Here is a 13,266-nt window from a genome sequence, read left to right as displayed (position 1 = left end):
GACTGGGTGAATCACCTGAGGATTAGCTGGTGAACCGTTTTGTAATTGCCGACCCGGCGCTCTGTATCGGCTGCCACACCTGCGAGGCGGCCTGCGCGGAGACGCACCGCGCGTATGGCTTGCAGTCGATGCCGCGGCTGCGTGTGATGCGTAATGAACATGAATCCGCGCCGCAGCAGTGCCACCACTGCGAAGACGCGCCCTGTGCGGGCGTTTGTCCGGTAAATGCCATTAATCGCGTCGATGGCGCGGTGCAGTTAAATGAAAGCCTGTGCGTAAGCTGCAAACTGTGCGCGATTGCCTGCCCGTTTGGCGCTATCGAATTTGCCGGTAGCCGTCCGCTGGATATTCCGGCCAACGTTAACTCGCCGCTCGCACCCGCCGCGCCGCCTGCGCCTGCTCGCGTCAGTACGCTGCTGGACTGGGTGCCTGGCGTGCGGGCTATCGCCGTGAAGTGCGATCTCTGCCATTTCGATGATCAAGGCCCGGCCTGCGTGCGGATGTGCCCGACCAAGGCGCTGCATCTGGTCAATAACCTCGACATCGCCCGCGCCAGCCGTCGCAAACGCGAGCAGACCCTGAATACGGACTACGGCGATTTGTCGCTGTTTACCCAGCTTAACCGGAGTGCAAAATGACGATCCTCTCTTTGCTCAACGGCGCGGTGGCGGTGTTTATCTGCGCTGCTGCGCTGGCGTACCTGTTTACGCGGGCGAAAATTCTCAGCGGCTGGCTGGCCGGTCTTGGCGGCGCAATCGGCAGCGCCATGGCGACAGCCGCCGGGTTGTTGTCGCTGCTGGGCGCTGATGCCGTTTCCGGCAGCCTGACGCTGTTGCAGTACCCGTTACTGATCACACCCCTGCGTGCCGTGTGGGTGATCACCTTCGGCCTCTGCGGCCTGCTTATCAGCCTCTATAACATCCACTGGCACCGCCATGACGCGGTGAAAGCCAACGGGTTGTTGATCAATTTGCTACTGGCCGCCGCGCTGTGCGCCGTCTGCGCCGCGAATCTGGGCGAGCTGGTCGTGATGAGCGAAATCATGGCGCTGAGCGCGGTGTTTCTTACCGGGTGCAGCGCCTCTGGCAAGCTGTGGTTTGCCATGGGGCGTCTTGGCACGGTGCTGCTGGTGCTGGCCTGCTGGTTTATCTGGCAGCGTTATCAGACGCTCGATTTTGTTCAGCTTAGCGGGCAACAACTGAGCAGTGGCGTCTGGCTGCTGGGGGTGATTGGTTTTGGTTTGCTGGCGGGGATTATTCCGTTGCACGCCTGGGCGCCGCAGGCGCATGCCAGCGCGCAAGCGCCGGCCGCCGCGCTCTTTTCTACGGTGGTGATGAAAGTCGGGCTGTTCGGCATTCTCAGTTTCTCCTTGCTGGGCGGCCAGCCGCCGCTGTGGTGGGGCGTTGTGCTGCTGGTATTCGGCATGATCACCGCCTTTGTCGGCGGTTTGTATGCGCTGATGGAGCACAATATTCAGCGCCTGCTGGCGTATCACACGCTGGAAAACATCGGCATCATTTTGCTTGGCCTTGGCGCGGGCGTAACCGGGCTGGCATTGCAGCAACCGGCGCTGATGGCGCTGGGGCTGGTTGGCGGTCTGTATCACCTTTTCAACCACAGCCTGTTTAAGAGCACGCTGTTTCTTGGCGCGGGTGCGCTGTGGTTTGGCACCGGCTATCGCGATATCGAAAAACTGGGCGGTATCGGCAAAAAAATGCCGCTTATCTCGCTGGCGATGCTGGTCGGGCTGATGGCGATGGCGGCGCTGCCGCCGCTCAATGGCTTTGCCGGTGAGTGGGTGATTTATCAATCCTTCTTCAGCCTGAGCGGTAGCGGCCACTTTGTCCTGCAACTGATTGGGCCGCTGCTGGCCGTTGGCCTGGCGATAACCGGTGCGCTGGCGGTGATGTGTATGGCGAAAGTCTATGGCGTCACCTTCCTTGGCGCGCCGCGCACCCCGCAGGCGGAAAACCCGCAATCCATTCCTTGGCTGATGACCGCAAGCGTGGCCGTACTGGCACTCTGCTGCGTTATTGGCGGCGTTGCTGCGCCGTGGCTGCTGCCGCGTCTGTATGCCGCCGTACCGCTGCCGCTGCACACCGCGAACACGGTGGTGTCGCAACCGATGATCACGCTGCTGCTGATTGCCATGCCACTGCTGCCGCTGCTGTTGATGGTGCTGTTTAAAGGCGATCGTCTTCCGTCCCGCAGCCGCGGAAGCGCCTGGGTCTGCGGCTACGATCATGAAGGCTCAATGGTGATCACCGCCCACGGTTTTGCCATGCCGGTAAAAGCCGCATTTGCCCCGGTGTTGAAGCTGCGCAAATGGCTGGAGCCCACGCTGATTCTGCCCGGCTGGCGTACCGACGCGGCGCCGCTGCTGTTTCGTCGGCTGGCACTGATTGAGCTGGCGGTGCTGGTGGTTGTGGTGATTTCCCGAGGAGCCTGATGATGAATTTTCTGTATGCGTTATTGCAGGCGCTGGTGCTGTTTGCCTTTGCGCCGCTGCTGTCCGGTATCAGCCGCGTGGCGCGCGCCCGGTTGCACAATCGCCGTGGGCCTGGCGTGCTGCAAGAGTACCGCGACCTGGTCAAATTGCTGGGCCGCCAGAGTATTGCGCCTGCAGCGTCCGGCTGGGTGTTTCGCCTGATGCCGTTTGTGATGGTGGGCGTGATGCTGAGCATTGCGACGGCTTTGCCGGTGATCACCATTAACTCGCCGCTGCCTTTGCTGGGCGATTTGATCACCCTGATCTATCTGTTCGCCATCGCTCGCTTCTTCTTTGCTATTGCCGGGCTGGATACCGGTAGCCCGTTTACCGGCATCGGCGCCAGCCGCGAAGCGATGCTGGGCGTGCTGGTTGAACCGATTTTGCTGCTCGGTTTGTGGGTGGCGGCTCTGGTCGCAGGTTCCACTCATATCAGCCATATCACCGACACCGTTTACCACTGGCCGCGCGCGGCTTCAATCCCGCTGTTTCTGGCGCTCTGCGCCTGCGCGTTCGCCACCTTTATCGAAATGGGCAAACTGCCGTTTGATCTTGCGGAAGCGGAGCAGGAGTTGCAGGAAGGGCCGCTGTCGGAGTACAGCGGCAGCGGCTTTGCGCTGCTGAAGTGGGGGATCAGCTTAAAACAGCTGGTGGTGCTGCAAATGTTTGTCGGCGTCTTTCTGCCGTGGGGGCAGATGAGCAGCTTCAGCGCGGCGGGTCTGCTGCTGGTGCTGGTGGTGGCGGTAGTGAAATTAATCGTTGGCGTACTGGTGATTGCCCTGTTTGAAAACAGCATGGCGCGCCTGCGTTTTGCTGCCACGTCACGTGTCACCTGGGCCGGGTTCGGCGTTGCCTTTTTAGCGTTCGTCTCCTTACTGGCGACGTATTAAGAGAGTTTATGCATGTCTGAAGAAAAAATCGGTCAACACTATCTGGCTGCGCTGCACGAGAAATTTCCCGGCGTAGTGCTGGATGAAGCGTGGCAGACCAAAGACCAAATCACCCTTACCGTGAAAGTGAACTACCTGCCGGAGGTGGTGGAGTTTCTTTACTACCAGCAGGGCGGCTGGCTGTCGGTGCTGTTTGGTAACGACGAGCGCAAGCTGAACGGTCACTTTGCCGTTTACTACGTGCTGTCGATGGAGCAGGGCGTCAAATGCTGGATAACGGTGCGCGTTGAAGTCGATGCGCTGAAACCGGAGTATCCATCCGTGACGCCGCGCGTGCCTGCGGCCGTGTGGGGCGAGCGCGAAGTGCGTGATATGTATGGCCTGGTGCCGGTCGGTTTGCCGGATGAGCGCCGCCTGGTGCTGCCGGATGACTGGCCGGACGAACTCTATCCGCTGCGTAAAGACAGCATGGATTATCGCCAGCGCCCCGCGCCGACCACCGACGCGGAAACTTATGAATTCATCAACGAGCTGGGCGACAAGAAAAACAATGTGGTGCCGATTGGCCCGCTGCACGTTACGTCGGATGAACCGGGCCACTTCCGCCTGTTTGTGGATGGCGAGAATATTGTCGATGCCGACTACCGCATGTTCTATGTGCATCGCGGGATGGAGAAACTGGCGGAAACCCGCATGGGTTACAACGAAGTCACCTTTCTCTCGGATCGCGTGTGCGGCATCTGTGGGTTTGCCCACAGTACCGCTTACACCACCTCGGTAGAGAACGCGATGGGCATCGTGGTGCCGGAACGCGCGCAGATGATCCGTGCCATTCTGCTGGAGGTGGAACGTCTGCACTCGCACCTGTTAAACCTCGGTCTGGCTTGCCATTTTGTCGGTTTTGACTCCGGGTTTATGCAGTTTTTCCGCGTGCGTGAAACGTCAATGAAGATGGCGGAAATTCTTACCGGGGCGCGTAAAACCTACGGTCTGAACCTGATCGGTGGCATTCGCCGCGACATGCTGAAAGACGATATGGTGCAGACGCGCGCGCTGGCGCAGCAGATGCGCCGCGATGTGATGGAGCTGGTTGATGTGCTGATGAGCACGCCGAATATCGAGCAGCGCACCGTGGGTATTGGCCGTCTTGATCCGCAAATCGCCCGCGATTTCAGTAACGTCGGCCCGATGGTGCGCGCCAGCGGTCACGCCCGCGATACCCGCGCCGATCACCCGTTTGCCGGTTACGGCCTGTTGCCAATGACCGTGCACAGCGAGCAGGGTTGCGATGTCATTTCCCGCCTGAAAGTGCGTATCAACGAAGTGCTGACCGCGCTGAACATGATCGATTTCGGTCTGGATAATCTGCCCGGCGGCCCGCTGATGGTTGAAGGCTTTACCTACATTCCGCACCGCTTTGCCCTTGGTTTTGCCGAAGCGCCGCGTGGGGATGATATCCACTGGAGTATGACCGGCGACAACCAGAAGCTCTATCGCTGGCGTTGCCGTGCGGCGACCTACGCCAACTGGCCAACGCTGCGCTATATGCTGCGCGGCAACACCGTTTCTGATGCGCCGCTGATTATTGGCAGCCTCGATCCTTGCTACTCCTGCACCGACCGCATGACGGTGGTGGATGTGCGCAAGAAGAAAAGCAAGGTCGTGCCGTACAAAGAGCTGGAGCGTTACGGGATCGAGCGTAAAAACTCGCCGTTGAAATAGTGGGAGAACGCTAGCGATGTTTACCTTTATCAAAAAAGTGATCAAAACCGGGACGGCAACCAGCGCGTATCCGCTTGCGCCGATGCCGGTGGATAAAAACTTCCGCGGCAAACCGCAGCACAACCCGCAGCAGTGCATTGGCTGCGCGGCGTGCGTCAATGCCTGCCCGTCGAACGCGCTGACGGTGGAAACCGATCTTGCGACCGGCGAACTGGCCTGGCAGTTTAATCTCGGGCGCTGCATTTTCTGCGCCCGCTGCGAAGAAGTGTGCCCAACGGCGGCGATTAAGCTCTCTCAGGAGTACGAACTGGCGGTGTGGAGCAAAGCCGATTTTCTGCAACAGTCGCGCTACGAGCTGTGCCAGTGCCGCGAATGCGCGCGGCCTTTTGCGGTGCAGAAAGAGATCGATTACGCCATTGCGCTGCTGGCGCATAACGGGGATACCCGCGCAGAGCAGCACCGCGCCAGCTTTGAGACCTGCCCGGATTGCAAACGCCAGAAATGCCTGGTGTCGTCCGACCGCGTCGAATTGACCCGCCATATGAGAGAGGCCAGCTAATGAGCCAGCTAATAGGTCCGCGTGATGCGGATGGTATTCCGGTGCCGATGACGGTGGAGGAATCCATCGCCAGTATGAAAGCCTCGCTGTTGAATAAAATCAAACGCTCCGCTTACGTTTATCGTGTGGATTGCGGCGGCTGCAATGGCTGTGAGATCGAGATTTTCGCGACGCTTTCGCCGCTGTTCGATGCAGAACGCTTCGGCATTAAGGTCGTACCTTCACCGCGCCACGCCGACATTCTGCTGTTTACCGGCGCCGTCACCCGCGCGATGCGTTCACCGGCGCTGCGCGCCTGGCAATCTGCGCCGGATCCCAAAATCTGTATCTCCTACGGCGCATGCGGTAACAGCGGTGGTATCTTCCACGACCTGTACTGTGTCTGGGGCGGCACGGATAAAATCGTTCCGGTGGATGTCTATATTCCCGGCTGCCCGCCGACGCCTGCCGCCACGCTGTATGGTTTTGCTATGGCGCTGGGGCTGCTGGAGCAGAAAATTCATGCCCGTCTGCCCGGCGAACAGGACGATCAACCGGCAGAGATCCTGCATCCGACTATGGTGCAGCCGCTGCGGGTGAAAGTGGATCGCACCGCACGTCGCCTCGCGGGTTACCGCTATGGCCGCCAGATTGCCGATGATTACCTGCGCTTGCGCAGCGTCGGCGAACATGAAGTGGTGCGCTGGTTAGCGCAGGAGAACGATCCGCGTCTGACCGAAATTGTCAGCCACCTTAATCAGGTGGTGCAGGAGGCGAAAATCTGATGAGCGAGACGGTGGCCTTTAGCCAGCTGCGGCGGAAATTTGTCGATGAGAATGATGCCACGCCGCCGCAGGCGCAGCAGGTGGTCTATTACTCTCTGGCGATTGGTCACCATCTTGGCGTGATCGATTGCCTGGAAACGGCGCTTTCCTGCCCTTGGGAGGCTTATCTGGCGTGGATCGGCACGCTGGAGAGCGGCAGTGAAGCGCGGCGAAAAATGGAAGGCGTGCCGCGTTACGGCGAGATTGTTATCGACAGCACGCACGTGATGATGCTGGCCAACGCCTTTGACCGGGCGTTGGCCGGGCAGAATGAACAGCAGCAGGCCTGGAGCAGGGCGCTGCTGTCGATGTTGCACGACATTCATCAGGAAAGCGCTATCTATTTGATGGTAAGGAGATTACGTGACTGACGTATTACTTTGCGTGGGCAACAGCATGATGGGCGACGATGGCGCAGGCCCGTTGCTGGCGCAGATGTGCGCGGAAAACCCGCAGGGAAACTGGCGCGTGATCGACGGCGGCAGCGCACCGGAAAACGACGTGGTGGCGATCCGCGAGCTGCGCCCGACGCGGTTGCTGATTGTGGATGCTACCGATATGGGGCTGAACCCCGGCGAGATGCGCATTGTCGATCCCGATGACATCGCAGAGATGTTCCTGATGACCACTCACAATATGCCGCTCAACTATCTGATCGATCAGTTGAAAGAGGATATTGGCGAGGTGATTTTTCTTGGCATTCAGCCCGATATTGTCGGCTTTTACTACCCGATGACGCCGCCAGTGAAAGCGGCGGTAGAAACAATTTACCAGCGGCTGGCTGGCTGGGAAGGCAACGGCGGGTTCGAGCCGCTATAAACAGCGCCGGGTTTCCGGCGCTGTATTAACGACGGCGTTTTTCCGAGTACATCACCTTATCGCAATCTTCCAGCATGCCGCGCAGCGTGGTGTACTTATCGCCGCCGTTTTCAATAATCCCGTGCGAGTAGTTGATGTGATAATTCTTGCCGGAAAGATGGTCGATGGCATCGATGCGTGATTGCAGATCGAAGAGAAACGCATCAGCATTGTGAGTCGGCGTGTTCGCCAGTAGTACCGCAAACTCACCTCCGCTAAGCCGGGCGGCGATATCCTGATCTTTCAGGCATTTTGTCATATTGCTGGCGAAGATTTTTACCACCTCGTCGCCCTCTTTATTCCCCAGCAATTCATTGATCGATTTCAGATTGTCGATGCTGAAATAGAGCAGACTGAGATCTTTTTTATGCTCTTTGAGCCAGGCAAAACGTTTTTCGCCGGAGCGGTAAAAGCCACGGCTGTTGGGCATGCCGGTCAGCAAATCGGTCATTGCCATGCTGAGGATCAGAAACTCATCTTCCACAATGGCGGCGAAATCGAGCAGAGTGTTGATTTCCGCACTGGAAAACGGGCGCGGATAGGTATCGATGACGCAGATGGTTCCGGCAATTGCGCCGTCCGGCAGCCGCACCGGGCAACCCGCATAAAATCGCACCCACGGCTCGCCAACGACAAACGGGTTTTCGGCAAAGCGCGGATCGGCAAGGGTATCTTTGACAATAAACACGCCCTCTTCGAGGATCGCATGCGCGCAGAACGACAGATTGCGCGGCGTTTCGTGGGTATCGATGCCGCTGCGCGACAGCAACCACTGACGATCGCGATCGAGCAGACTTATCACCGCGATGGGGACATCAAAGGTAGTCTTTGCCGTGCGGGTGAGCCGGTCAAAACGTTCATCATCCTTTTTATCCAGAAGATCCATCATATACAAAGACTTAAGCCGCTCTCTTTCATTGACTGGCATGGCCGGGAAGATCATAGGGCATCCTCGATTTTCTTTGTTTTCTCAAGTGTAGACAGATCTTCCCATCATTGCGTTATATATCCGTGGTTTGCCCCTGAGCGCGGATAAAATCAATAAACGCCTGTAATGGCGCAGGGATTAAGCGTCGGGAATTGTAATAGAGCCAGGGGCCGCTAAATGATTGCCACCAGGGTTCCAGCAACGGCGTCAGCGCGCCGCTTTCGAACGACGGGCGCAGCCACTCTTCAAACAGATAGATGATGCCGCTACCGGCAATCGCCGCCTGTACCGCCAGATCCACCGCGCTGCCGACGCTGACCACCAGTGAACCATTCACCTGAATGCGCAGGGTTTCGCCCTCGCGGGTAAATTCCCACTCCGGCATCACGCCGCTGGCGTAGCGCCCGCGAATGCAGTTGTGGCTAATCAGATCGCGCGGGTGCTGCGGCAGGCCGTAACGCTGCAAATAGGCCGGTGCCGCCGCTGCGGCAAAACGCTGACGGCGCGGGCCGATGGGCAGCGCCACCATATCCTGTTCCAGGCTTTCGTCGTAACGGATCCCCGCATCGCAATTGTCGCGAAACACATCCTGTACGTTGCTTTCGGCGACGATCTCCAGGCGAATGTCCGGGTATTGCGCCAGAAAAGGGGGGACGATGGTGGGCAGAACCAGCCGTGCCGCGCTGACCGGGACATTCAAACGCAGCGTGCCGCTCGGCGTGGTGCGATAGCGGTTGATGGCGTCCAGCGCGGCATCCACTTCGCTCATTGCCGGTTGCAGGCGCTCCATCAGCGCTCTGCCTGCCTCGGTCAGCGCCACGGTACGGGTGGTGCGGTTAAACAGCCGTACGCCGAGTTGCTGCTCGGCGCGGCGCACCGCGTCGCTCAGGCGGGAGGGATTTGAACCGGTCACGCGCGCAGCTTCACGGAAGCCTCCGGCGTTGGCGACCGCGACAATGGCATTTAACAGGGCGAAATCCAGCTTCATTGTTCGGTGAACCGTACAGTGTGTATTAATTTTGCTGGATTGTTGCACAGCCGTACAGCTCCTACAATCGGGTTACTTAACGCACAGGAGGTTTTCCATGTCTCAATCCACACTTACTTATCGTCTTGGCGATCGTCAGGTTGGTCGTCTGGGTTACGGTGCGATGCAACTGGCTGGCCCTGGCGTGTTTGGTCCGCCCGCGGACGAAGCAAAGGCGCTGGCGGTATTGCGCGATGCTATTGCTGCCGGGGTGAATCATATCGACACCAGTGATTTTTATGGTCCGCATGTCACCAATAAATTGATTAAACAGGCGCTGCATCCTTATCCGGACGACTTATGCATCGTCACCAAAGTCGGCGCGCGTCGTGATGATAAAGCCAACTGGCTGCCCGCATTCAGCGCCGAAGAGTTGACCCGTGCGGTGGAAGATAATCTGCGTCACCTCGGTCTGGAGACGATAGAGGTGGTCAACCTGCGTTCGATGTTTGGTGTGCACGAGCCGGAAGAGGGGCCGCTCGAAGCGCCGCTGGAGGCGTTGATCAAACTGAAAGAGCGCGGGCTGATCCGCCATATCGGGCTGAGCAACGTTACAGCGAAGCAGGTGGCCGACGCGCAGAAAATGACGCCCATTGTCTGCGTGCAGAACCTGTATAACGTGGCGATCCGTAAGGATGATGCGCTGGTGGATAGCCTGAACGCGCAGGGCATTGCCTTCGTGCCGTTCTTCCCGCTGGGCGGTTTCACGCCGTTGCAATCCGGTGAGCTGAACGAGGTGGCGCAATCGCTTAACGCCACGCCGATGCAGGTGGCGCTGGCGTGGCTGTTGCAGCGTTCGCCGAATATCCTGCTGATCCCCGGTACGTCGTCGCCGCAGCATTTACAGGAAAACATGGCGAGCGCGAACCTCGTGCTGCCGCCGGAAGCGCTGGAAAAACTCAACGGCATTGGCGCGTAGCTTCTGCGCCGGATGGTTGCCCCGATCGGGCCTGTGGGATCGCATCGGTTCATAGGCCCGATAAAGCATCGCCGCCATCCGGCAATCAGCCGCCACAGAGCCATTATTTGGGGGGCGCCACCGACTCGCGCCGCACCAGTTCACCTTCGTGTGAACGGGCCGCGTGCTCGCCTGGCGTCAACAGAATGTCGATGGCGTGACGGATCATCGCCTCCATCGGCACATGAATGGTGGTGAGCGACGGGTTGTAATACTTGCCGAGCACCGAATCGTCAAACCCGGCCAGCGACACATCCTGCGGCAGGCGCAGCCCCGCTTCCAGACAGGCTTTCGCCACGCCAATCGCCATATCGTCATTGCCCGCGAGGATGCAGGTAAACGGCACCTTGCGCGCTAACAGTTCACGCCCTGCGGCATAACCACTGTCGGTAGACCATGCGCCATGTACCATCAGTTGCGGGTCTGGCTCAATACCGGCGCGGCGCAGCGCCTGCCGGTAGCCCGCCAGGCGTTTTTCCCCGGTTGGCGAACCTTCAGCACCGGCAACAAAAGCAATACGCGTATGCCCCTGCGCTAACAGGTGGGCCATCATCGTTTCACAACTTTGTTGATGATCGACAAACACGCACTGATTGCGGTGGCGGGAGAGTTCACGGTTGATGACGACGATAGGCGTCTGGCTGTTATCGATAATTGCGTCCAGCTCATCGACCGTCAGGTATTTGGGGTAAATCATGATCGCTTCACAGCGCAACGACATCAGCAGATCGATGGCGTCGCGCTCTTCCTGCGCGCTGTGTTTACCGTCTGCCAGCACCAGTTGTCGGCCATGTATTTCACTGTTGGTCGCCGCGTGGTAAGTCAGGCTGGCGAAAAACGGGCCGTTATACAGCCCGTTAGTGATCACCAGCCCCACTGAGTTGGTCTTATTATTGGCAAGATTGCGCGCCAGCTGGTTGGGGCGATACCCCGTCTCGGCAATGGCCTGGAAAATGCGTTCCTTCACTTCCTCACGGACAAAAACTTTGCCATTTAGCGCGCGCGATACCGTCGCTTTCGATACGCCAGCCAGCCTGGCGACATCCAGTATCGTTACCATTTTTCGACCTCACTCTTGTTATTATGCTGGCTGCGCTCCTGTCTCCAGTGACATCAGCGGCATACCGGGGCTGACGGCACCCTGCGACTGATGGCGAGTCAGCGTAAATTCATCACTGTTCACCACCAGCACCGGCGTGGTCAGATCGTAACCCGCCTGCTCAATACGCGCTTTATCAAACTCCAGCAGCGGCGTGCCAGCGGTGACTCTGTCGCCCTCTTTTACCAGCGGCGTAAAGTATTGACCCTGAAGGTTAACGGTATTCAGACCAACATGGATCAGTAATTCTGCGCCATTATCACATATCAGGCCGATAGCGTGATGCGTGTCAATTAATGTGGCGACCTGCGCGTCACACGGGGCGACCACTTTGCCTTCGTGAGGAACGATCGCCACACCGTCGCCGAGCACTTTCCCGGCAAGGGCTTCATCTGGCACGTTTTCCAGTGCGATCACTTCGCCTTTAATCGGGCTGAGCATCTGTAATGAACCAACCTTCAGCGGCGCGGGGTCAGCGCTTTCCTGCGGATCTTCAAAACCGACAAACTGCACCATCACAATGGTCAGCACAATCGCGGTGCCTGCGCCAACCAGTTCGCCAATAAACGACATTGGCGCATCCGGGCTAATGGCATTCACCAGCGTGAACAGGCCGGGCAGCGCCGCATAAGCGTAGTAGAGGCTGCCAAACAGGCTGGCGACCACCGCACCAATCGCTCCGCCGATACAGCCGCAGATAAACGGTTTTTTAAAGCGCAGCGTCACGCCGTAAATGGCGGGTTCAGTGATGCCGAAAATGGCGGTAACCCCCGCAGAAAGCGAGGTGGCTTTTAGCGCTTTATTGCGGCTTTTGATAAACACGCCAAACACGGCGGCCATCTGGCCAATCACCGCGATGGTCTGGTAAGCCTGGAATGAGTCATAACCCTGGGTATCGAAGTTCGCCATGATCACCGGCGTGATCCCCCAGTGAACGCCAAAAATGACGATCACCTGCCATACGCCGCCAATGATCGCAGCGGCAACGGCCGGAGCGGCATGGAACAACGTGTTATAGCCATGAGCAACGCCCAGCGCGGCCCAACTGGTAATCGGCCCAATCACCACCAGCGTCAGCGGCACAATCACCACAAAACAGAGAAGCGGCGTAAACAGCGGGCTTATCACTTCCGGCAGCCATTTTTCGACGCGGCGTTCAAACCAGGAGAGCGCCCAGACAAGGAACAGTGGCGGCAGTACCGATGAGGTATAAACCGTTTCCGCCAGCGGGAAGAAGAGGAATTTCACTTCGCTACCGGCGGCGATTTTCCCGGCCAGTGCCGTCCACTCCGGGTTGATCAGCGCACAGCAGCAGAGCACGGCAATAAACGGATTACATTTGAAATGGCGCGCCGCGGTAATGGCGATAAACACCGGCAGAAAGGCAAACGGTGTCCAGGACATAAAGTTAAGAATGGCGAAGGTGCCGGTGGTTTTGATATCCGCATCCGCGAGGCCCAGCAGAATCAGCAGCCCCTGCAAAATCCCGGCGGCGGCAAGAATATAGACAATCGGGGCAAACACCGCTGACATGGTGGCGATGACCGCATCCAGCCAGCGTGTTTTCGGCTGCGTGGCGCTGCCGTCTTTCTCTTTCACCATACCGCTCAGGGCGTTAAACACATCGGCGACATGGGTACCAATGACCACCTGGAACTGACCGCCGCTCTCCACCACGGCGATAACGCCGGGCAGGATCTGGATGCTGGCTTTCGCCGTGGCGGGCGTTTCGTTTAATACCAGACGCAGGCGGGTCGCGCAGCGGGAGAAGTTGTTGATGTTCTCTTCGCCACCCACCTCGCGCAGGATATCACTCGCTAACTTATTGTAATCCCTGATAACGGCCATTTTTGTTTACCTTTTATTATCGGTGACTGAGTAGGTGTATCTAGGTGAAACCGGTTTCATGCTAACCTGGTCAGATCGCCGTGCAA

13 protein-coding genes are annotated in these 13,266 nt (G+C 58.4%); 9 read left to right on the top strand and 4 right to left on the bottom strand.

From position 1 onward, the window contains the following. Nucleotides 1-29 precede the first annotated feature (29 nt). The 8 genes from DK872_RS22825 to hycI are packed head-to-tail and all read left to right on the top strand — an operon-like array spanning nt 30 to nt 7,281. Nucleotides 30-638 (top strand): 4Fe-4S dicluster domain-containing protein, encoded by a 609-nt coding sequence (locus DK872_RS22825; protein WP_035890220.1) that lies wholly within the window; start codon nt 30-32, stop codon nt 636-638. Beyond that, nucleotides 635-2,449, top strand: a complete 1,815-nt coding sequence (gene hycC, locus DK872_RS22820) for a formate hydrogenlyase subunit 3 (RefSeq protein ID WP_161518878.1) — start codon at nt 635-637, stop codon at nt 2,447-2,449. Before DK872_RS22825 ends, hycC begins: the two co-directional genes overlap by 4 nt. Before the next feature lie 2 nt (nt 2,450-2,451). Further along, complete coding sequence (locus tag DK872_RS22815) at nt 2,452-3,378, top strand: respiratory chain complex I subunit 1 family protein (protein ID WP_161518899.1); 927 nt, start codon at nt 2,452-2,454, stop codon at nt 3,376-3,378. A gap of 12 nt (nt 3,379-3,390) precedes the next feature. Continuing rightward, nucleotides 3,391-5,100, top strand: coding sequence for a formate hydrogenlyase subunit HycE (gene hycE / locus DK872_RS22810; protein ID WP_035890225.1), 1,710 nt, complete (start codon nt 3,391-3,393; stop codon nt 5,098-5,100). 16 nt (nt 5,101-5,116) lie between these two features. Then, nucleotides 5,117-5,659 carry a formate hydrogenlyase complex iron-sulfur subunit gene (locus DK872_RS22805; protein ID WP_007370514.1) on the top strand — a complete coding sequence of 181 codons (543 nt, stop codon included), beginning with the start codon at nt 5,117-5,119 and terminating at the stop codon, nt 5,657-5,659. Beyond that, nucleotides 5,659-6,423, top strand: coding sequence for an NADH-quinone oxidoreductase subunit B family protein (locus tag DK872_RS22800; RefSeq protein WP_007370515.1), 765 nt, complete (start codon nt 5,659-5,661; stop codon nt 6,421-6,423). The genes DK872_RS22805 and DK872_RS22800 overlap by 1 nt, the downstream gene beginning before the upstream one ends. Next, nucleotides 6,423-6,833, top strand: coding sequence for a formate hydrogenlyase maturation HycH family protein (locus DK872_RS22795; protein ID WP_007370516.1), 411 nt, complete (start codon nt 6,423-6,425; stop codon nt 6,831-6,833). Before DK872_RS22800 ends, DK872_RS22795 begins: the two co-directional genes overlap by 1 nt. Continuing rightward, on the top strand, nt 6,826-7,281 hold the full coding sequence (gene hycI / locus DK872_RS22790) for a hydrogenase maturation peptidase HycI (protein ID WP_007370517.1): 456 nt from the start codon (nt 6,826-6,828) through the stop codon (nt 7,279-7,281). The genes DK872_RS22795 and hycI overlap by 8 nt, the downstream gene beginning before the upstream one ends. 25 nt (nt 7,282-7,306) lie before the next feature. Here hycI and DK872_RS22785 read toward each other — a convergent pair whose 3' ends face one another. Both DK872_RS22785 and DK872_RS22780 read right to left on the bottom strand, forming a co-directional pair. Continuing rightward, the gene (locus DK872_RS22785) at nt 7,307-8,263 is read right to left on the bottom strand and encodes a sensor domain-containing diguanylate cyclase (RefSeq protein ID WP_007370518.1); all 957 of its coding nucleotides are present in this window, start codon (nt 8,261-8,263) and stop codon (nt 7,307-7,309) included. A gap of 58 nt (nt 8,264-8,321) precedes the next feature. Next, entirely contained in the window at nt 8,322-9,236 is a 915-nt protein-coding gene (locus tag DK872_RS22780) for a LysR substrate-binding domain-containing protein (RefSeq protein ID WP_035890263.1), read from the bottom strand. 97 nt (nt 9,237-9,333) lie between these two features. Here DK872_RS22780 and DK872_RS22775 point away from each other — a divergent pair, with 97 nt between their 5' ends. Then, a complete protein-coding gene (locus DK872_RS22775; RefSeq protein WP_007370520.1) occupies nt 9,334-10,194 on the top strand; it encodes an aldo/keto reductase family oxidoreductase in 861 nt (286 codons plus the stop codon). A gap of 103 nt (nt 10,195-10,297) precedes the next feature. Here DK872_RS22775 and DK872_RS22770 read toward each other — a convergent pair whose 3' ends face one another. After that, nucleotides 10,298-11,293: a LacI family DNA-binding transcriptional regulator gene (locus tag DK872_RS22770; protein ID WP_161518877.1), complete on the bottom strand. Its 996-nt coding sequence runs from the start codon at nt 11,291-11,293 to the stop codon at nt 10,298-10,300. A gap of 21 nt (nt 11,294-11,314) precedes the next feature. After that, nucleotides 11,315-13,180: a beta-glucoside-specific PTS transporter subunit IIABC gene (locus tag DK872_RS22765; RefSeq protein ID WP_161518876.1), complete on the bottom strand. Its 1,866-nt coding sequence runs from the start codon at nt 13,178-13,180 to the stop codon at nt 11,315-11,317. Between the last annotated feature and the right edge of the window lie 86 nt (nt 13,181-13,266).

Origin of the sequence: Kosakonia sp. MH5, from assembly GCF_009935945.1 — a bacterium.
Taxonomy (GTDB): Bacteria; Pseudomonadota; Gammaproteobacteria; order Enterobacterales; family Enterobacteriaceae; genus Kosakonia; species Kosakonia radicincitans.
The sequence above is the reverse complement of the archived record's forward strand: the minus strand, read 5'-3'. Positions and strand labels throughout refer to the sequence as shown.